This is a genomic window from Pseudomonas sp. NFACC10-1, from assembly GCF_900119195.1.
Taxonomy (GTDB): Bacteria; Pseudomonadota; Gammaproteobacteria; order Pseudomonadales; family Pseudomonadaceae; genus Aquipseudomonas; species Aquipseudomonas cerasi.
In genome coordinates this window covers 142391-162641 of sequence record NZ_FPJB01000005.1, presented here as the reverse complement: position 1 = coordinate 162641, position 20251 = coordinate 142391, and the positions used below count along the sequence as shown (strand labels likewise).

The following is a 20251-nucleotide window of genomic DNA, read 5'->3' as shown; positions in this document are numbered from 1 at the left end:
GTCCTCAACAAGAGGATTTTTGCGTGGCTAAAAAAGCCGCTTCTCTCGCTGCCCTCGGTGGCCTGGTATTTTCAACCGACGCAGGGCGCCACTGCCCCGATTGTCGTCAACCCGTTGCCGAGTGCACCTGCAAACAGACGGCCATCCCCGAAGGTGACGGCATTGCCCGTGTACGTCGTGAAAGCAAGGGCCGTGGCGGCAAGACGGTTACCACCATCAGCGGCGTCCCGCTGGCCGAAGAGCCGCTCAAAGAGCTGGCCAAGGCCCTCAAGCAGCGCTGCGGCACAGGCGGATCGCTCAAGGAAGGCGTGATCGAGATTCAAGGCGATCACGTCGAACTGCTGTTGGCCGAGCTGATCAAAAAAGGCTTCAAGGCTAAAAAGTCCGGCGGCTGAACCCGCGAATCAAATCGTCATTTCCACTCATTACAATGCGCGCAGCTGGCTACTGGCTGGCGCTACGACTTCTTTATAGGGGACTTCGATGTCCGTACGACGCACACGCAAAGACGATGGCAGCCAATGGACCGTTGCGGACAGCCGCAGCGTTTATGGCATTCGCCATTGGGGCGCGGGTTATTTTGCAATCAACGAAGCGGGGCGCGTTGAAGTCCGCCCCAACGGGCCGGACAGCTCGCCCATCGACCTTTACGAACAGGTCGACAACCTGCGCAAGAGCGGCCTCTCGCTGCCTTTGCTGGTGCGTTTCCCGGACATCCTGCAAGACCGCGTGCGTCAGCTGACCGGCGCGTTCGACAGCAACATTGCGCGCCTGGAATACCAGAGCAAATACACCGCGCTGTACCCGATCAAGGTCAACCAGCAGGAAGCGGTGGTGGAAAACATCATCGCCACGCAGAACGTCTCCATCGGCCTGGAAGCGGGCTCCAAGCCTGAACTGATGGCTGTGCTGGCACTGGCGCCGAAAGGCGGCACCATCGTCTGCAACGGTTACAAGGACCGTGAGTTCATCCGTCTGGCGCTGATGGGCCAGAAGCTGGGCCACAACGTGTTCATCGTCATCGAGAAAGAATCCGAAGTCGAACTGGTGATCGAAGAAGCCGCCGAGCTGAAGGTCGCCCCCCAGGTCGGCCTGCGTGTGCGTCTGTCTTCCCTGGCATCGAGCAAATGGGCGGATACCGGTGGCGAGAAATCCAAGTTCGGCCTGTCGGCAGCGCAATTGCTGTCGGTGGTCGAGCGTTTCCGCATGGCCGGCCTGGATCAGGGCATCCGCCTGCTGCACTTCCACATGGGCTCGCAGATCGCCAACCTGGCCGACTATCAGCACGGTTTCAAGGAAGCGATCCGTTACTACGGCGAACTGCGCAAGCTCGGCCTGCCGGTGGACTACATCGATGTCGGTGGTGGTCTGGGTGTCGATTACGACGGTACGCACTCGCGCAACGCCAGCTCGATCAACTATGACATGGACGACTACGCAGGCGTCGTGGTCGGCATGCTCAAGGAATTCTGCGACGCGCAAAGCCTGCCGCACCCGCATATTTTCTCGGAAAGCGGCCGCTCGCTGACCGCCCACCACGCCATGCTGGTGGTTCAGGTGACCGACGTCGAAAAACACAACGACGAAGTCCCGGAAATCGCCGACAAGGCCAGCCTGCCGGAAACCGTGCAATGGCTGGTCGACCTGCTGGGTCCGACCGACATCGAGATGGTCACCGAAACCTACTGGCGCGCCACGCACTACATGAGCGACATCGCGGCCCAGTACGCCGACGGCAAGATCAGCCTGTCGGAAAAGGCACTGGGCGAGCAATGCTACTTCGCCGTCTGCCGCCGTCTGTACAACTCGCTGAAAGCCCGTCAGCGCTCCCATCGTCAGGTGCTGGACGAGCTCAACGACAAGCTGGCCGACAAGTACATCTGCAACTTCTCGGTGTTCCAGAGCCTGCCGGACACCTGGGCCATTGGCCAGGTACTGCCGATTCTGCCCCTGCACCGCCTGAACGAAGAGCCGGTGCGCCGCGCCGTGCTTCAGGACCTGACCTGCGATTCGGACGGCAAGATCAAGCAGTACGTCGATGAGCAGAGCATCGAGACCAGCATGCCGGTGCATTCGCTGAATGAAGGCGAAGACTATCTGCTGGGCATCTTCCTGGTGGGTGCCTACCAGGAAATTCTCGGCGACATGCACAACCTGTTCGGTGATACCGACTCGGTGAACATCTACCAGAACCCGGACGGCAGCGTTTACCACGCCGGCATCGAAACCCACGACACCATCGAAGACATGCTGCGCTACGTGCACCTGTCGCCGGAAGAACTGATGACCCATTACCGGGACAAGGTCGCCAGCGCCAAGATCACCCCACGCGAGCGCACCTACTTCCTCGATGCCTTGCGCCTGGGGCTGACCCGCTCGTCGTACCTGTCGTCCTGATCCTTGCGCGGAGCCAGATCTGACTGCTTATCATGCCAATGCTCCGCATTGGCATGCAGAGGCGTGCGTAACCATCGCCGCCCATGCTCCGCGCTCATACAGCCCACCCACTCGACGTAATCCCCCACCGACACCTGCTGTAGGCAACGTCCTGTTCTACCTGCAGACCTCTACCCTGCCCGGCTTCTGCGCGAGAATCCGCGGTCGCATTCCCGGTAGAGAAACCCTCCATGCCCGACCCCGCCAGCGCGCCGTTCTTTCATCTGGAGATTGCAAGCCTGCAGCGCCGTTTCACCGTCGTATCGTTCAGCGCAACCGAAGCGATCAGCCAGCCGTATACCATTGAGCTGGAAATCCTCGGCGACGGTTTCGATCTGGACCTCACCAGGCTGATGTACCAGCCTGCCTGGCTGAGCTGCGGTGGCGAGCAGGGTTTTCCGGGGCAGAGTTTTCAAGGGCAGGGCTTTCACGGTCAGATCCACGGCGCGACACGCAAGCATTACCACCCCGGCCCGGCCTGCTACACGCTGCTGATGGGGCCTCGACTGGCCTGCCTCGGGCTGCGCCACCACTCGCGTATCTTTCAACACATGACTGCCACGCGGATCATTGCCCAGGTGCTGGAAGAACATGGTTTGAGGAACACCTTCCGCTTTGACCTGCAGACAGAATGCATCGAGCGCGAAAGCTGCGTGCAGTACCAGGAATCCGACCTGCAACTGGTCCAGCGGCTGTGTGCAGAAGAAGGCATTCACTACCATTTCGTCCACTCACGTCGCCGCCACCAGTTGGTATTTGGCACCATCCCTTGGGAAGCCGGGTTCACAGCACCTGCCCCGGCACCGCGTCCCGGCATTGCGCCTCTGCAGCGTGGCTGGATCATCGGTCGCGACGGCGAACCGGCAAGGACCGATGCGTCAGGCCGGTTGCACGTGCGCCTCGAATGGGACTGGCAACACCCGGAAGGACCCGATGCTGGCTGCTGGCTGCATCTGGCTGCGGGGCTGGATGTCGAATGTCGGGGTGGGATGTCGGTGATAGTGAGCTTTTGCGCAGACGATAAACGCCCGCCGCAGATCAGTGGCTGCCTGTCAGCGCTGGCAGATGACGGCTGCCACAGGCGTGATCAAGCACCCGCCGATAACGTTGAGATGCACCTTGACTGGCAGGCGATCACCGGGCCAGACCGACGACTGCAACTGGCGAACGGGACCCGCATAGAACTGGCTGAAGGCAGCACACTGATCGTCGACGCCGGGCCGAGCAAGGTACAGATCGACGACAGCGGTCTCACGCTGAGCAGCCCGCGCATCAGCTTCGCCAACAAAGCGGATGGCAAATCGAGTGATCCACACGCCATTGAATGACGTAGCAGCAACTGTGCGGCACTGGGATGAAGCGTGATGGTCTCAGGCATATCCGACTCACCTTCCAGAGCCCCTCCGCCATGATCCGAGTGATTTTCCTGACACTGATGACCGGTGCCGTACTGGCAGCCTTGTCCGGTTGCTCGCCTTTGAAGCTGCTCAATACGTTGAACCCCAGCGGGCCTGTCGATCATGTCTACAACCTGGCGTACGGGCCGGATCCACGCAATACGCTGGATATCTACACGCCCAAGGCGAAACCGGCCAAGGCACCGGTCGTGGTGTTTTTCTATGGTGGCAGCTGGAACAGCGGCTCGAAGGCCGATTATGCGTTCGTCGGCGAAGCGCTGGCTGCGCGAGGCATGGTGGTGGTTATCGCCGACTACAGGCTGTATCCACAGGTACGTTACCCCAGCTTTCTGGAAGACTCGGCCAAGGCGCTGGCCTGGGCGCACAAACATGCGAACACCTACGGTGGCGACCCGAGCCGCCTGTACGTGATGGGCCACAGCGCGGGTGCCTACAACGCCGCAATGCTCGCGCTTGACCCGCGCTGGCTGGCTCGTGAAGGCTTGTCCCCCTCCATCCTCAGCGGCTGGATCGGACTGGCCGGGCCTTACGACTTCCTGCCCATCGAGAACCCGGACGTGAAGCCGGTGTTCTTCTTCCCGAATTCACCGCCAGACTCGCAACCCATCAACCACGTCACGTCCAGCGCGCCACCGGCATTGCTGATGGCCTCGAACACCGACTCGCTGGTCAACCCAAAGCGCAACACCGGCGGCCTGGCCAGGTCGCTGCGTGAAGCCGGCGTGCCGGTGCGAGACTTGTATTTCTCGCGCACCAATCACGGCACGCTGGTCGGCGCATTTGCCAGATTGCTGAGCGGTCTGGCCCCTGTGATCGATGAGGTGGACATGTTCGTCAGCCACACCCCGCAAATGGCGTCGGACAAGAACGGAACCGGGCAGAAGGCTCAGTGAACGAACCAGCCGTCGCTGCGCGTCAGCCGCCAGGCAATGAACCCAAGGCTCAGGCCGCGCAGCAGGGTAAAGGCCAGGAACGTCAGCCATAGGGCGTGGTTGCCGTGGCTGGCAGCCAGATAAGCCAACGGCGCGATGCCCGCTGCGCTGAACAGCATCGCGTTGCGCATTTCCCGCGCACGGGTAGCACCGATGAACAGGCCGTCCAGCAGGTAGCTCCAGACGGCCAGCAACGGCATCAGTGCCAGATACGGCAGATACGTCATCGCGGTGGCGCGTACTTCCGGGATATCGGTCTGCAGGCTGACGAAGCCATGCCCAGCCACCAGAAAGAACAACGCAAACACCATGCTGGAAATCAATGACCAGCCTCCCGCAACCACCAGGGAGCGTCGCAACGTATCCCGGTCCCGCGCGCCGATGGCATGGCCACACAGCGCTTCTACCGCATGCGCCAGCCCATCCAGGGCATGGGCAGTCAACAGCAGGCCGTTGAGCAACAAGGCATTGGCAGCAACCGTCGCATCCCCCAAACGAGCGCCCTGCACGGTGATCAGGAACATCACCGATTGCAGCGCGAGTGTGCGCAAAAAGATGTCCCGGTTGACCGCCAGCAGGGGCCGCCAGTTACTCCATAGCCGCAAGGCCGACCAGACGATCCGGCCCGGCCAGGCGCGCAAGGTGTTACGTGCCAGCAGCAGACCGAGCACCACGCCAGTCCACTCCGCGAGTACCGACGCACGCGCCGAACCGATCACGCCCCAGTCCAGCCCGATGACGAACCACAGATTGAGAACGATGTTGACCGCATTGGTCAGCAACAGAATGGCCAGTGGCGCCCGCGCGTTCTGCGCGCCAAGAAACCAGCCGACCAGCGCATAACTGGCCAGCGCCGCAGGCAGGCCGAACAGTCGGGTGTGGAAGAAATCCAGTGTCATTTGCTGCAAATCGGCAGACGGCTGCATCATCGTCAGCGCCAGATGGCTGAAAGGCAAGGCGATCACACCCAGCAATACCGCCAGCCCGACGGCCAGCAGCAACCCCTGCAACAGAATGCGGCGCAACGCTGCGCTATCACTGCGCCCTGCCGCCTGTGCGGCAAAACCGGTGGTGCCCATGCGCAGAAAGCCCATCGCCCAGGCGAGAAAGGTATACAGCGTAGAGCCCACCGCCACAGCGCCCAGCTGATGGGCGTGCGGCAAATGACCGATCACCGCGCTGTCGACCAGCGCCACCAGCGGCACGGAAATATTCGACAGAATCATCGGCGTCGCAAGCGCCCAGACACGACGATGGGTTGAGCGATGACGCCAGTCAGTGAACAACGTAGACATGAGAGCTCCCGGCAAGGCCGGCATTGTAGCCAGATCAAACGCAGGGTGTCCCAGCGTTTCGATACGTCCGTAAACGGTACTCATGCCTCGAAAGCGGCAGCGTTATCATTCAGCACGCTCCACTGGAGCGTGAGGAACGATAGTCAACTGTCTAACTTTTTGGGGTCAGTCCACAACGTGTGAGTGCATTTCGTGACGCTCTGCGTCACCCGCTGCATGCCAACGCGCAATGGCACGATAGTCAGTCCGCTCGATATGTGACCTTACTGGTCAATCTGACAGTAATACTTGTCATCACGACTGTTATATAGTCGCATCCTCTCTACCGTTGCCGATGAGTGCCCCCATGTTAAACAAAGGATTGTTTCTGGCTTGCGCGCTTGCGCTGTTGAGCGCCTGTGATTCTTCTTCCACGGATAAACCCGCGCCTGCCACGGCCCCCACGACCCAGGCAACGGTCAACGACAAAAAGCCCAAACCCGCAGTCGACCTGGCCGCGCTGAGCAAGCGCTACGCAGGCCGCGAACTGACGGTCATCGACGTGTCGGAAATCCAGGTCGACGGCGCAAGCACCCTGTCGGTGAGCTTCTCGGTCCCGCTCGACCCCGAACAGAAATTCGACGAAAAACTTCACCTGGTGGACAGCAAGAACGGCAAGGTCGACGGTGCCTGGGAACTATCGGATAACCTCATGGAATTGCGCCTGCGCCACCTGGAGCCGCAGCGCAAACTGGTCCTGACCGTCGATGCCGGTCTGCTGGCCGTCAACAAGGCCAAACTTGCCGCCGAATACATCAGCCGCCTGGAAACCCGCGACTTGCAGCCCTCGGTCGGTTTCGCCAGCCGTGGCAGCCTGTTGCCAACCCGTCTGGCCGAGGGCCTGCCGGTGATCGCGCTGAACGTCGACAAGGTGGATGTCGAGTTCTTCCGCATCAAACCCGACTCGATGCCGAATTTCCTCGCCCAGTGGGACGGCGCGTCGAGCCTGTCCAGCTACAGCTCCGAAGAACTGCTGCCCATGGCCGAACTGGTCTACAGCGGCCGCTTCGACCTCAAGCCCGCGCGCAACACCCGTGAAACCCTGCTGCTGCCGATTGCCGGTATCAAGCCCCTGCAACAGCCAGGTGTTTATCTGGCGGTGATGCGCGCCTCGGGCACCTACAGCTACTCGCAGCCGGCCACCCTGTTGACGCTCAGTGACATCGGCCTGTCGGTGCACCGTTACAGCAACCGTCTGGACGTCTTCACTCAAGCGCTCGAGGGTGGCAAGGCGCTGAGTGATATCAGCGTCGATGTGTATGACGACAACGGCAAGGTCGTCGCCCAGGGCAAGACCGACAGCGACGGCCACGCGCAACTGCCATTGCCTGCCAAGGCTGCCGTGGTACTGGCGCACAAGGACGAACAGACCAGCATGCTGCGCCTCAACAGCTCGGCACTGGACCTGGCCGAGTTCGATATCTCCGGCCCGCAGGCTCACCCGCTGCAGTTCTTCATCTTCGGCCCGCGCGACCTGTATCGCCCCGGCGAAACCGTGCTGCTCAACGGCCTGCTGCGCGACAGCGACGGCAACACCGTCAAGCCGCAGCCCATCACCGTCGAAGTGCGCCGTCCCGATGATCAGGTCAGCCGCAAATTCGTCTGGGAAGCCGACAGCAACGGTTTCTACCAGTATCAATTGCCGCTTGCCGACGAAGCGCCCACCGGACGCTGGCAACTGATGTTCGACCTGGGTGACGGCAAACCGCAGCTCTACGAGTTCAAGGTTGAGGACTTCCTGCCCGAGCGTCTGGCGCTGGAACTCAAGGGCAGCGACACGCCGGTGGCGCCTGCTGACAACCCGCAATTCGATATCACTGGCCGCTACCTGTACGGCGCCCCCGCTTCGGGCAATACGCTGACCGGTCAGGTCTATGTCCGCCCGCTGCGCGAGGCGGTGCCGAAGCTGCCGGGTTATCAGTTCGGCTCGATCACCGAGGAAGACCTCAAGCATGATCTGGAGCTTGAGCCCGTCACCCTCGATGCCGAAGGTCATTCGACGCTCGCCGTGCAGAGCGAGTGGGCGCAGGCCAAATCGCCGCTGCAACTGATTCTGCAAGCCAGCCTGCAAGAGTCTGGCGGGCGGCCGATCACCCGTCGTCTGGTGCAGCCGATCTGGCCTGCCGAACACCTGCCCGGCGTGCGTGCACTGTTCGGCAGCAGCACGGGTGGTGATGACTACGACAACGAGGCCAAGGGCGAAGCGCAGACCAACGGCGACGGCCCGGCCGATTTTGAAATAGTCATGGCCGACGCGGCGGGCAACAAGCTGGGCGCTGACAACGTGAAAGTCCGGCTGATCCGCGAGCGTCGCGATTACTACTGGAACTACTCGGCCGACGACGGCTGGAGTTACCACTTCAACGAGAAATTCCTCAACCTCAACGAAGAAACCGTCAGCATCACCAAGGACGCCACCGCCAAGGTCAGCTTCCCGGTCGAATGGGGTCCTTACCGTGTCGAGGTGGAAGACCCGTCCACCGGAATGGTCAGCAGCCTGCGCTTCTGGGCCGGTTATCGCTGGCAGGACAACACTGACGGCGGCGCGGTCAGACCGGATCAGGTCAAGCTGGCGCTGGACAAACCGGCCTACAACGATGGCGACACCGCGAAAGTCACTGTCACCCCGCCGGCTGCGGGCAAGGGTTATCTGTTGGTCGAGTCCAGCGAAGGTCCGCTGTGGTGGCAGGAAATCGACGTGCCTGCCGAAGGCAAATCGTATGACATCCCGCTGGACAAAAAATGGGCACGCCACGACCTGTACGTCACCGCTCTGGTGATACGTCCCGGTGAACGCAAGGCCAATGTCACACCCAAGCGCGCCGTGGGTGTGCTGCACCTGCCGCTGGACCGGGCGCAGCGCAAGCTGGCGCTGACGGTCACCGCGCCGGAGAAAATGCGCCCCAGACAACCCCTGACCCTCAAGGTCGCCGCCAAAAATGCTGACGGCAGCGTCCCCAAACAAGTCCACGTGCTGGTATCGGCGGTGGACGTCGGCATCCTCAACATCACCAGCTACGCGACGCCCGATCCGTTTGCCAGCCTGTTTGGCCGCAAGCAGTACGGAGCCGACCAACTGGACATCTACGGTCAGCTGATCGAAGCCGGTCAGGGGCGCCTGGCAAGCATGGCGTTCGGTGGCGATGCACTGGCGAAGGGCGGCAAACGTCCGGACACCAGCGTCACCATCGTGGCGTTGCAAAGTGCGCCGGTGACGCTCAATGACGCCGGTGAAGGTGAAGTCAGCGTCGATATCCCGGACTTCAACGGCGAGCTGCGCGTAATGGCTCAAGCCTGGACCGACGACCGCTACGGTATGGCCGAGGCGAAAACCGTGGTTGCCGCGCCGATCATCGCCGAACTGTCGACGCCGCGCTTTCTTGCCGGTGGCGACCAGACCAGCATGGCGCTGGACGTCTCCAACCTGTCGGGCAAGGCACAGAAGCTGGACGTGAAAATCAGCGCTGAGGGCCAGTTGAGCATTCCGGGCGGCGACCAGAGCAAGCCCCTGCAGCTCAAGGAAGGCCAGCGCGTCACCCTGAAGGTTCCGGTGCTGGCGCAAGGCGGCCTGGGTCAGGGCAAGATCAAGGTGCTGGTCGAAGGTCTGGACCTGCCGGGCGAAAACCTGCCGGCCTTCACACGCGAATGGACCGTCGGCGTACGCCCGGCCTACCCGGCAATGCTCAAGCATTATCGCGCCACGCTCAATGATCAGCCCTGGAGCCTGCCGGAGGGCGCGCTGGAAGCGTTCGAACCGGCCGGTCGTGAGGCGCTGCTGTCGTTGTCGAGCCGTCCGCCCTTGAACCTCGGCGAACAGATTCGCGCATTGAAAGCCTACCCCTACGGCTGCCTGGAACAGACCGCCAGCGGTCTGTACCCGTCGCTGTATGCCGATGCCGCAACCCTCAAACGCCTGGGCCTGACCGGCGAAACGGATGCCGAACGCAAGCGCAAGGTCGAGATCGGCATCGAGCGGCTGCTGGGCATGCAACGTTACAACGGCAGTTTTGGCCTTTGGGGCTCGGACAGCGACGAGGAATACTGGCTGACGGCGTATGTCACAGACTTCCTGCTGCGCGCCCGCGATCAGGGCTTTGCCGTGCCGCCGGATGCGCTGAAGAAAGCCAGTGAACGCCTGCTGCGTTATCTGCAGGATGCCGGCCAGATTCAGGTCAATTACAGCCAGAACGCCGAACATACGCGCTTCGCCGTGCAAGCCTATGCCGGGCTGGTGCTGTCGCGCAGTCAGCAGGCACCGCTCGCCGCCTTGCGCAGCCTGTTCGACCGCCGCAGTGACGCCCGCTCCGGCCTGCCATTGGTGCAATTGGCAGTCGCGCTGGAGAAGATGGGCGACAAACCCCGCGCCGACCAGGCCCTGATGGCGGGTCTGGCCGCCAGCCGCAAGAATGAATGGCTGGCCGACTACGGCAGTTCGCTGCGTGATCAGGCGTTGATACTGGCATTGCTGGAAGAAAACGACCTCGCCAAAGACAAGCGTGATGAGCGCCTATTCGCCTTGGCGGATGAGGTGACGGCCAATCGTTACCTGTCGACCCAGGAAAGCAATTCACTGTTCATGGCTGGCCGTAACCTGCTGGGCAAACCGGAAAAAGACTGGACCGCCAGCATTGTCAGCGGCACTCAAAACCGCGAACTGAGCAACCTGCAGCCGGGCCTCAAGCTGGACGGTTCGCTGCTGGCCTCGCCGCTTTCGGTGCACAACCAGAGCGGCGAAGCGCTTTACCAGCAACTGACCGTCTCCGGTTATCCCACCCAGACGCCTGTAGCGGGTGGCGAAAACCTGAGCATTCGCCGCGAGTACCTGAACCTGAGCGGCGCACCGCTGAACATCGGCGCCTTGAAAACCGGGCAACTGGTGCTGGTGCACTTGGAAATCGGTGCCAAACAGCGCGTCCCGGATGCGCTGGTGGTGGACCTGCTGCCTGCAGGCCTGGAGCTGGAAAACCAGAACCTGGCGCAAAGCGCGGCAAGCCTGGAAGACGCCAGCGAGGAGGTGAAAACCATCCGCGAATCGATGGAAAACGCCGGGATCAAGCATCAGGAATATCGTGGCGACCGCTACGTGGCAGCCCTGGACATCGACGGCAGCAGCACTGTGCACCTGCTCTACCTGGCGCGAGCCGTCACCCCGGGCACCTACCGCATACCGCCGCCGCAGGTCGAATCCATGTACCGCCCGAACTGGCAAGCCCTGGGCGAAGCGCCAGCGCAGATGGTGGTGAAGGGAAAATGATCGCCAATTGATTGGAATGCATGACAGTGGAAGCAAGCTTGCTCACAAAGGGGCCGACGCACCACAGATCCAGTAGGAGCGACCGGGGCGGCGATCCGCATTGTTCGCGAAAAGACCGGTACAGGCTTCGGAAACAGCGTGCCCGAACCATCGTCTTCGCGAGCAAGCGAAGCGTCGCCCGGCTCACTCCCACAAAGGCCTCACTGCATCGACAGCAATGGTGGTTCTTCGGTGTATCTACGTGGGAGCGAGCTTGCTCGCGAAGGCGTCGCCCCGTTCACCCACCATGGCGGCAGGCTAGCCTTCAACGCATCAATGAATGATCCAGCTCAGCAACCAGAGGCCCAGCGCCAGCCAGATGATGCCAAGGATGATCGAAGCGCGCATGAAGGCGCGGACCGCCGAGTACAGCAGCATCAGGCCGATGACCAGTGCGATGATGCTGATCAGCGAGGTGTCCATGCCCAGCGTGCGGGACAAGCCATCGACAAAATTTCCCCCAGCATGGGTAAACCCGTTGAACAACCACGCCAGACCGTCGACAAAGAAGCGAATGATCGCGCCGATGGCCTGCCCGAGCCATTCAAAAAAGCCTTCTACCTGCATATGTACGTCCTGATTGGGGTCGTGAAGAAAATGGTCTGTCCGCTTTGGCTGTCGCAATGCGTGTCAGGTTCCGTGGATCATAAAGGCTCTTTGCGTTGAAACCTGAATTTCTTCTGCGCCTGCCGCGAACATTCAAGTGGCTGGCGGGCGCGATCATGCTGCTGATCGCCCTCCTCTGGCTGGCCGACCGACTTTGGCCGCTGCCACTGCCCAGAGACGATCTGGCTCGCGTCGTCCTGGCCGAGGACGGCACGCCACTGTGGCGCTTTGCCGACGCCAATGGCGTGTGGCGCTACCCGGTCAGCAACGAGCAGGTCTCGCCCTACTACCTCGAAGCCCTGCTGACCTACGAAGACCGCTGGTTCTACAGCCATCCCGGGGTTAATCCGCTGGCGCTGTTACGCGCCACCTGGCAAAACCTCAGCGGTGCCCGTGTAGTCTCGGGTGGCAGCACGCTGTCGATGCAAGTGGCGCGGTTGCTCGATCCGCATTCACGCACGCTATCCGGCAAGTTTCGTCAGCTGTGGCGTACGCTGCAGCTTGAGTGGCACCTGTCCAAGGATCAGATCCTCAGTCTGTACCTCAATCGCGCCCCGTTCGGCGGCACACTGCAAGGCGTCGCAGCCGCCAGTTGGGCCTATCTGGGCAAGTCGCCGCAGAACCTGACCCGCGCCGAGGCAGCATTGCTGGCGGTGCTGCCACAGGCGCCAAGCCGCCTGCGTCCTGATCGCCACCCGCAGCGGGCGCAGCAGGCCCGCGACAAGGTGCTGAGGCGCCTGGCAGAGTTTCAGGTGTGGCCGCAAGCAAGCGTGAACGAAGCACTGGAAGAGCCTTTGTGGCTGGCACCGCGACAGGAACCGAGCCTGGCGCCGTTGCTGGCCCGACGCCTGAATCGCCCCAACAGCCCGCCACTGATCCGCACCACGCTGGACGCCTCACTGCAACGGCGCATGGAAGACCTGCTGATGGGCTGGCGCGCACGACTCCCGGAGCGAACGTCGGCAGCGATTCTGGTGGTCGAGGCGGAAAACATGGCCGTGCGCGCGTACGTCGGCTCGGTGGACATCAACGACGCCAAGCGTTTCGGCCATGTGGACATGGTCACTGCCCTGCGTTCGCCGGGCTCGACGCTCAAGCCGTTCCTGTACGGCATGGCCATGGACGCCGGGCTGATCCACTCCGAATCCCTGATGCAGGATGTACCGCGGCGCTATGGCGACTATCGACCAGGCAACTTTTCGAGCGGTTTCGGCGGGCCGGTGGCGGCCAGTTCGGCGCTGTCGATGTCGCTCAACCTGCCTGCCGTGCAATTGCTCGAGGTCTACGGGCCGAAGCGCTTCGCCGCCGAACTGCGCAATGGCGGCGTCCCCCTGACCCTGCCGCCGCTGGCCGAGCCGAGTCTGGCACTGATTCTTGGCGGCGCAGGCAGTCGGTTAGAGGACTTGGTGACAGGCTACAGCGCCTTCGCGCGCGGCGGGCGCAGTGCCGATGTTCGACTGCAACCGCAGGACCGACTGCGTGAACGGCGGATGATGTCACCGGGCGCTGCGTGGATCATTCGACGCATTCTCAGTGGCCAGTCGCGCCCGGACATCGACCCGCGCGCCGAGCTGGTACAGCGCCCGCAACTGGCCTGGAAAACCGGCACCAGCTATGGCTTCCGCGATGCCTGGGCGATTGGCGTCGGGCCGCGTTTCCTGGTCGGTGTCTGGATCGGTCGGCCGGATGGCACACCGGTGCCAGGGCAGTTCGGGCTGGCGTCGGCGGCGCCGCTGATGCTTCAGGTGCACGATGTGCTGGTCAATCGCGACAGTCAGCGCGGGATCGCCGCACCGGTGCAACCCGTGCCGCAGAACGTCGGTGTGGCCGCCATCTGCTGGCCGCTGGGTCAACCGATGAGCAAAAGCGACCCCAATTGCCGTCGCCAACGTTTCGCCTGGACGCTTGACGGCACCACGCCGCCCACCCTGCAAGCGGCCGACCAACCGCTCGGGCTGGGTTTGCAGGAACGTGTCTGGGTCAATGCCAAGGGGCTACGCGTCGCGGCCAATTGCCCGGACGCCCGAGCGCAGGACATCGCGCTGTGGCCTGCGCCTCTTGAGCCCTGGCTGCCCAGAGCAGAGCGGCGTGATGCACGCCTGCCGCTCGCTGACCCGGATTGCCCACCGCAGAACCTGAACCTGGCGCCCCCGCTGAGCATTGTCGGCGTGCGCGAAGGCGACAACCTGCGCCTGCCTGCCGCCAGTCGTCAGGCTTTACGCCTCACGCTCTCGGCGCTCGGCGGCAGTGGCCATCGCTGGTGGTTTATCGATGGCAAACCTCTGGCAGACACCGACACCCGGCAAGACTTCACCCCCACCCTGAGTAAACCGGGGCGTTATCAGTTAAGCGTGCTGGACGAGAGCGGCCAGACGGCGCGGGTTGAATTCAGCGTGGTGGAGTGAACGCAGACGGGTGTGACGCAGAGCGTCACGAAAGGCGTTCCCACGCTGGAGCGTGAGGAACGCTAGCCCTTTAACTATCGTACCCATGCTCCAGCGTGATCATGCTGCAGGGCGCGATGCCTGTCGTCACTGAACCTGGAAAACCTTCGGCTCGGGAAACAGGTTGTTGAGGGTTTCCAGCAAACGGACGTGATAGATCGGTTTGCGGAACAGGTCGAGCACATGCAGGCGCAGCAAATCGCTGACGTCATCCATGTCGGCATGGCCGGAGGTGACGATAACGGGCAAATGCTGGCGTGAGGTGTGATCGCGCAGATGGCGAATCAACTGGATGCCGCTTTCCTCGGGCATACGCAGGTCAGTGATTACCAGCGCGATATCCGGATGAATGGTCAACTGGTGCAGGGCCATCTTGACGGAAGACGCCGTGAAACAGCAGAACCCCTCACCTTCGAGCAGTTCTGCCAATTCCTCGTTTGCGTCCTCTTCGTCATCAACCAGAAGCAGTTGTTGGCGGATGGGGTGGACAGCCATGTGGTTATCTCAACAGGGTGAACTCATAGCGCAATCATAGACTACCCCGCCGCAGGTGTGGAGGCCCCAGGCGTTGTACCCGTCGTGGTACCCGTCAAGGCAGTCTGAATTTTTGTGAAAATCGCCCCCACACTTGTGCTGATCGTTGGAACAAAAGCAATCAACGCCACGGCAACCATCGCCGCTACCAAAGCGTATTCAATACCTGACGCCGCTTCACGATCCCTCAAAAAACAACTGATCCGGGTATAGGCGCCTACATAAATCTTGGTCAGGAACATCTCATTTCTCCTTGCGCCTCCGAGACGCGAACATGCATGACACATGCGAAACTGTGTGCACCTCCAGCATTGTCTCCAATCCATAAACCCACAATCGCAACAAAGCATTAACCAGAAAGTTATAACCCCTGCACATGCCCCAAAACAAAGGCTTCAAACGGAGTCTCGTCAGCAAAAAACCCTTACACACCAAAGCATAATGGCGCTTTTGAATGAATGAGCTAATGTCACTAAAAGCCGTTATGCCGTTCACCGTTGCTTGGTTTAAAAGTTGATGCACCGGTTCGAGAATGTCCTGCGATGACAAAGGGAAACTTGCCATGAGCAGTCGTGTCACCATGGTGCTCGCTGTAGTGTTTTTGCTGGGTGCGTTAATCGCTGGGTATCTGGGAATTATTGTCGGCAGACCAACCGAAGTGTCTGTTGATGCCCCACAATCGGCACCACCTGTAACCACCGAACAAACCACCCCGCCCGCTCCGACTCCGCCCGTCGAGGATGCTGTGCGTCACAACGTTGTGGTGCTGGCGCGGGATGTTCCTGCCTACACCGCAATCATGGCCGATGACCTGACCATCGAGCGCCTCAAGGTCGCCCCACCCGGTAGCTTTGAAGCCATCGACAAGATTGTCGGGCGCAGCAGCTGGCGCACGCTGACCGCCGGGAGCTGGCTCACCGAGAGCAGCTTCGACACAGGCGGCACCCTGGCGCGGATGATTCGGCCACATGAGCGGGCCCTGGCGTTGCAGGTCGATGAAGTGACGGGCGCCTCCGGACAACTCAGCCCCGGCGACTACGTGGATGTACTGCTTTACCTGCCTGAGGACGTGAGCAATCCGAATCGGTCGAGCCAGGTCGTGGTGCCTGCCCTGCGGATTCTCGGCGTTGGCGCGCTGCTCGGTCCGGACCGCAACGGCAAGCCGGTGCAGGACCTCAACGCTGACGAACGCCTCAAACAGGAGCAGCAGCGAATCAACGCGCGAACCGTCACGGTCGCGGTGCCGCAGGCCCTGGTGGCGCGCCTGATGCTGGCGTCGCAAACCGGTGTTCTGCGTCTGGCCGTGCGCAGCGCCGACGAGGGCAACCTGCAGGATTACTGGGCCAACGAAGCCGGCGGCCCTGACGCTGCCGAGCGACTCGATTCAGCCAACCGCCAACTGGTCAGCTTCAGACAACTGAGCCTGGGGCCGGCCAGCGCGCCAACAGCAGGCGCAACCCCGCGTACGTCTCGCGCTGTCGAGGTCATACGCGGTAACCAGATCACGCAACAAACTCCCTGATTGAGCAAGGATTGCATTTGATGAGCTGTTGTTCCGTGCCAGTTATAAAACCCCGGCTGCTGGCGTTAGTCATTGCAGCACTGTCCGCGCCAGGCGCGTGGGCCGCTTCGGGCAATTGTGCCGGCCTTGCCGCCATGCCGGCGGCCGTGGAAATCGACCAGGGCATTCAACGGGAGGTGCGCTCTGCGGTGCCCATCACCCGCATCGCCGTGGGTGATCCGAAAATCGCCGATGTGCACGTCAACGGCACCGACGGTTTTCTGTTGACCGGCGTCGCGCAGGGTACGACCAGCCTGATGGTCTGGACGGCCTGCGCAAGTGCGCCGCGCCAGAGCATGGTCTTCGTGCGTGGCCGGGCGACGACCGCCATGGTCGAGAGTGTCACTGCGCCGTCTGCCGATGCGCAGTTACCCAGCCAGGTGCAGACCGACATTCGCTTTATCGAAGTCAGCCGCACCAAGCTCAAGGAAGCCAGTACCTCGATCTTTGGCAAGGGCTCGAACAACTTTCTGTTCGGCGCGCCCGGCACGGTGCCGGGTGTCAACGTCACGCCCGGCACCGTCAGCGGCACAAAGCCAAACATTCCGCTGAACAACAGCAATTTCAATATCGTCTGGGGCGGTGGCAGCAGCAAAGTGCTGGGCATGATCAACGCCATGGAAAACAGCGGCTACGCCTACACCCTGGCACGCCCCAGCCTAGTCGCTCTCAACGGGCAAAGCGCGAGCTTTCTGGCCGGCGGCGAATTCCCGGTGCCGGTGCCCAATGGTGAAGGCAACGGCATCTCCATCGAGTACAAGGAGTTCGGTGTGCGCCTGACCCTGACCCCGACAGTCGTGGGCCGGGACCGGATTCTGCTGAAGGTCGCACCGGAAGTCAGCGAGCTGGACTTCTCGGCCGGTATCACCATCGCCGGGACCACTGTGCCGGCACTCAACATCCGTCGCACCGACACCAGCATTGCGCTTGCCGACGGCGAGAGCTTCGTGGTCAGCGGCCTGATCAGTTCCAGCAACAGCGGCTCGGTGGACAAGTTTCCCGGCCTCGGCGACATCCCGATTCTCGGTGCATTTTTCCGCAGCTCGCAAATCCAGCGCGACGAGCGCGAACTGCTGATGATCGTCACCCCGCATCTGGTCCAGCCACTGGCCGCCAACGCCCGCCTGCCGTCACTGCCAGGCGAGGGGCTGCGCACCTATGACCCGAGCTTCCCGCGTCTGTATTTTCTGGAAAACGGCGATTTCGACCGCCGCGACGGATTATCCAAATGAGCCAGAGCCTGAGCCAGACCTTCCTGGCAATCACCCGTAACAATACCGACCTGGAGTGGCTGCAAAGTGCTCTGGGTTCGCTGGGTCAGGTGGTCAGTGCCGGTACGGGCAGCCTCGACGACCTCCTGGCGCTGGTGGACGTGACGTTTGCCAGCGTGGTGTTCGTCGGGCTCGACCGTGAGCATTTGATGACTCAGAGCGCCCTGATCGAAAGTGCGCTGGAAGCCAAGCCGATGCTGGCCATCGTTGCGCTCGGCGATGGCATGGACAACCAGTTGGTGCTTAACGCCATGCGCGCCGGGGCCAGGGACTTCGTTGCCTACGGGTCCCGCTCCAGTGAGGTCGCCGGCCTGGTCAGACGTCTGAGCAAGCGCCTTCCCGCTGTGACGCCCAACCCGAACATGAGCGGCCTGTCGGTGCTGTACGGTGTGCAAAGCGATGACGACGGGGCCTTGATCGCGACGCACCTGGCGATGGTCGTGCACAAGACCGGCCAGCGCACGCTGCTGCTGGACCTCGGCCTGCCACGCGGCGACAGCCTGTTGATGCTCGGTCTTGAATCGACCTTCAGCTTCGGTGACGCCCTGCGCCATTTGCGCAGGCTCGATGCAACGCTGATCGACAGCGCCTTCACCACCAGCGAAAGCGGCCTGCGCATTCTGGCCTACAGCGAAGCCGACGATCATCTGGAACAGTCCAGCGCCGCCGAGCTTTATATGCTGCTCAGCGCACTGCGCCAGCATTTTCAGCATGTGGTCGTGAACCTGGTGGGTCAGCCGGACAGCGAGGCCTTGCGCTCGCTGGTCAGCCATTGCGATCAGTTGCTGTGGTACACCGACCAGAGCGTGCTGGGCTGTCGACGCAACCTGACGGTGCTCAACAACTGGCGCGAAAAAGGCATGAAAATGCAGCACGCCAGCCTGCTGGTCGATCGCTATCAGCGCTCGGTTGCACCCAATTCCGAAACCGTGAGCAAAACCTTCGGCCTGCCGGTGCTGGCGGTACTGCCGCTTGCCCCGGAGCTGCGTCTCAACGCCAAGAATCAGGGCGTGACGCTGTTCGAACTGGCCTCACGCGACGCTCTGTGCTCCGGGCTGCGGCGGCTTGGCGAGCATTTGGCACGGCATGCCGAGGCACGCGAGAAACCCGATCAGGGCTGGCTCGCTCGACTGTGGGGGAACCGGTAATGGCGGAGAAACTGTTTGGCGTCTCATCGCGCACGCAAGGCAAGCCTGACGAGGGGCAAGGCCTGAAACTGGTGCTGCACCGTTACATCATCGATGGCATGGAGGAAAGCGGCAAAAGCCTGCTCGAAGGCTCAAGGCCAGCCCTGGCGCAATTCGTCATCGACAAGGTGGCCGAATACGTCGCACGGCTGCGGCTGGCCATCTCGCGTTACGAAATGGAGCGCCTGGCTGAAGAGCTGGTCGATGAACTGACCGGCTTCGGCCCGCTGGAAGTGCTGCTGCGCGACACTTCGGTGACGGAAATTCTGGTCAACGGGCCAGGCAAGGTATTTGTCGAGCGCGATGGCGTGCTGCACCACACCGACCTGCGCTTTATCGATTCGCACCATGTCGAGCGCGTGATGCAGCGCATCCTGGCACCACTCGGGCGCCGCCTGGACGAATCCTCACCGATGGTCGATGCGCGTCTGCCCGATGGCAGCCGGGTCAACGCGATCATTCCGCCCATCGCGCTGGACGGCCCGTGTCTGTCGATCCGGAAGTTTCGCAAGGACATGCTCAAGAGCGCTGACCTGGTGGCCATGCAGACCATCGATCAGTCGATTTTCGAATTCTTCCAGGAGGCCGTCGGCAAACGCTGCAACATTCTGGTCAGCGGCGGCACCGGCACGGGCAAGACCACCATGCTCAATGTGCTGAGCCAGTTGATCGACAGCAATCAGCGCTTGGTCACCATAGAGGACGTCGCCGAGTTGCAGCTCAGTCACCCGCATGTGGTGCGCCTGGAAACCCGCCCGCCCAACGCCGAAGGGCATGGCGAGGTGCGCGCCAGCGACCTGATCCGCAACTCGCTGCGGATGCGCCCGGACCGCATCATCCTCGGCGAGATCCGCGGTGTCGAAGTGCTGGACGTGTTGACGGCGATGAACACCGGCCACGACGGTTCGATGAGTACCGTGCACGCCAACAATGCACAGGATGCCCTGCTGCGCCTGGAAACGCTGGTGGGCCTGACCGGGCGGCTGATCCCGGAAAAGACCCTGCGCCAGATGGTCTGCGCGGCACTGGATGTGATTATCCAACTGACGCGTCTGCCTGACGGGCGCCGCTGTGTCAGTGAAGTGGTGGAAGTGGTCGGCATACGCGATGACATCTATGTCACCAATACCCTGTTCCGCGTTGATCGTCGCACCGGGGTCGGCTTCATGCGCGAAGCGGCCCACGCTGCCGGCGACAAGCTGCGGCCTGGCTACTGACATGACCAGGGAGTCGGC

General features: G+C 62.0%; 14 protein-coding genes. 10 read left to right on the top strand and 4 right to left on the bottom strand.

Going from position 1 to position 20251, the window contains the following annotated elements; genetic code table 11:
• Window positions 1-23: 23 nt before the first annotated feature.
• From BT119_RS15965 to BT119_RS15950, 4 genes are all read left to right on the top strand, one after another.
• A complete protein-coding gene (locus BT119_RS15965) occupies window positions 24-395 on the top strand; it encodes a translation initiation factor Sui1 (RefSeq protein WP_003313912.1) in 372 nt (123 codons plus the stop codon).
• A gap of 88 nt (window positions 396-483) precedes the next feature.
• Entirely contained in the window at window positions 484-2397 is a 1914-nt protein-coding gene (speA, locus tag BT119_RS15960) for an arginine decarboxylase (RefSeq protein WP_003431712.1), read from the top strand.
• Between the two features lie 230 nt (window positions 2398-2627).
• Entirely contained in the window at window positions 2628-3764 is a 1137-nt protein-coding gene (locus BT119_RS15955; protein WP_003431714.1) for a contractile injection system protein, VgrG/Pvc8 family, read from the top strand.
• 80 nt (window positions 3765-3844) lie between these two features.
• Window positions 3845-4747, top strand: a complete 903-nt coding sequence (locus BT119_RS15950) for an alpha/beta hydrolase (RefSeq protein WP_054081955.1) — start codon at window positions 3845-3847, stop codon at window positions 4745-4747.
• Here BT119_RS15950 and BT119_RS15945 read toward each other — a convergent pair.
• Window positions 4741-6081 carry an MATE family efflux transporter gene (locus BT119_RS15945; protein ID WP_054081954.1) on the bottom strand — a complete coding sequence of 447 codons (1341 nt, stop codon included), beginning with the start codon at window positions 6079-6081 and terminating at the stop codon, window positions 4741-4743. The genes BT119_RS15950 and BT119_RS15945 overlap by 7 nt on opposite strands.
• Before the next feature lie 346 nt (window positions 6082-6427).
• On the opposite strand from BT119_RS15945, the gene BT119_RS15940 reads away from it, so the two are divergent.
• On the top strand, window positions 6428-11374 hold the full coding sequence (locus tag BT119_RS15940) for an alpha-2-macroglobulin family protein (protein ID WP_072366318.1): 4947 nt from the start codon (window positions 6428-6430) through the stop codon (window positions 11372-11374).
• Window positions 11375-11686: 312 nt separating this feature from the next.
• Here the strand turns inward: BT119_RS15940 and BT119_RS15935 are convergent, their stop codons facing one another.
• A complete protein-coding gene (locus tag BT119_RS15935) occupies window positions 11687-11980 on the bottom strand; it encodes a hypothetical protein (RefSeq protein WP_003307908.1) in 294 nt (97 codons plus the stop codon).
• Window positions 11981-12075: 95 nt separating this feature from the next.
• Between BT119_RS15935 and pbpC the strand changes: the two genes are divergently transcribed.
• Complete coding sequence (gene pbpC / locus BT119_RS15930) at window positions 12076-14424, top strand: peptidoglycan glycosyltransferase PbpC (protein WP_054081952.1); 2349 nt, start codon at window positions 12076-12078, stop codon at window positions 14422-14424.
• Window positions 14425-14550: 126 nt separating this feature from the next.
• On the opposite strand, the gene BT119_RS15925 is transcribed toward pbpC, so the two are convergent.
• Both BT119_RS15925 and BT119_RS15920 read right to left on the bottom strand, forming a co-directional pair.
• Window positions 14551-14958 (bottom strand): response regulator, encoded by a 408-nt coding sequence (locus tag BT119_RS15925; RefSeq protein ID WP_003368825.1) that lies wholly within the window; start codon window positions 14956-14958, stop codon window positions 14551-14553.
• A 41-nt stretch (window positions 14959-14999) separates the two neighbouring features.
• On the bottom strand, window positions 15000-15239 hold the full coding sequence (locus BT119_RS15920) for a Flp family type IVb pilin (RefSeq protein ID WP_065350625.1): 240 nt from the start codon (window positions 15237-15239) through the stop codon (window positions 15000-15002).
• 320 nt (window positions 15240-15559) lie between these two features.
• Here BT119_RS15920 and cpaB point away from each other — a divergent pair, with 320 nt between their 5' ends.
• From cpaB to BT119_RS15895, 4 genes are read left to right on the top strand one after another with little or no spacing between them, the layout of a single operon-like run.
• On the top strand, window positions 15560-16519 hold the full coding sequence (gene cpaB, locus BT119_RS15910; RefSeq protein WP_054081950.1) for a Flp pilus assembly protein CpaB: 960 nt from the start codon (window positions 15560-15562) through the stop codon (window positions 16517-16519).
• Window positions 16520-16539: 20 nt separating this feature from the next.
• On the top strand, window positions 16540-17790 hold the full coding sequence (locus tag BT119_RS15905; protein ID WP_054081949.1) for a type II and III secretion system protein family protein: 1251 nt from the start codon (window positions 16540-16542) through the stop codon (window positions 17788-17790).
• Complete coding sequence (locus BT119_RS15900; RefSeq protein WP_003368829.1) at window positions 17787-18977, top strand: CpaE/TadZ family protein; 1191 nt, start codon at window positions 17787-17789, stop codon at window positions 18975-18977. The genes BT119_RS15905 and BT119_RS15900 overlap by 4 nt, the downstream gene beginning before the upstream one ends.
• On the top strand, window positions 18977-20233 hold the full coding sequence (locus BT119_RS15895; protein ID WP_003368830.1) for a TadA family conjugal transfer-associated ATPase: 1257 nt from the start codon (window positions 18977-18979) through the stop codon (window positions 20231-20233). Before BT119_RS15900 ends, BT119_RS15895 begins: the two co-directional genes overlap by 1 nt.
• The last annotated feature ends 18 nt before the right edge of the window (window positions 20234-20251 follow it).

Bases quoted from the DNA above. Each gene is read 5' to 3' on its own strand.
- speA (WP_003431712.1), top strand. From the start codon at position 484: ATGTCCGTACGACGCACACGCAAAGACGATGGCAGCCAATGGACCGTT.
- BT119_RS15955 (WP_003431714.1), top strand. From the start codon at position 2,628: ATGCCCGACCCCGCCAGCGCGCCGTTCTTTCATCTGGAGATTGCAAGC.
- BT119_RS15950 (WP_054081955.1), top strand. From the start codon at position 3,845: ATGATCCGAGTGATTTTCCTGACACTGATGACCGGTGCCGTACTGGCA.
- BT119_RS15945 (WP_054081954.1), bottom strand. From the start codon at position 6,081: ATGTCTACGTTGTTCACTGACTGGCGTCATCGCTCAACCCATCGTCGT.
- BT119_RS15940 (WP_072366318.1), top strand. From the start codon at position 6,428: ATGTTAAACAAAGGATTGTTTCTGGCTTGCGCGCTTGCGCTGTTGAGC.
- BT119_RS15935 (WP_003307908.1), bottom strand. From the start codon at position 11,980: ATGCAGGTAGAAGGCTTTTTTGAATGGCTCGGGCAGGCCATCGGCGCG.
- BT119_RS15925 (WP_003368825.1), bottom strand. From the start codon at position 14,958: ATGGCTGTCCACCCCATCCGCCAACAACTGCTTCTGGTTGATGACGAA.
- BT119_RS15920 (WP_065350625.1), bottom strand. From the start codon at position 15,239: ATGTTCCTGACCAAGATTTATGTAGGCGCCTATACCCGGATCAGTTGT.
- cpaB (WP_054081950.1), top strand. From the start codon at position 15,560: ATGAGCAGTCGTGTCACCATGGTGCTCGCTGTAGTGTTTTTGCTGGGT.
- BT119_RS15905 (WP_054081949.1), top strand. From the start codon at position 16,540: ATGAGCTGTTGTTCCGTGCCAGTTATAAAACCCCGGCTGCTGGCGTTA.
- BT119_RS15900 (WP_003368829.1), top strand. From the start codon at position 17,787: ATGAGCCAGAGCCTGAGCCAGACCTTCCTGGCAATCACCCGTAACAAT.
- BT119_RS15895 (WP_003368830.1), top strand. From the start codon at position 18,977: ATGGCGGAGAAACTGTTTGGCGTCTCATCGCGCACGCAAGGCAAGCCT.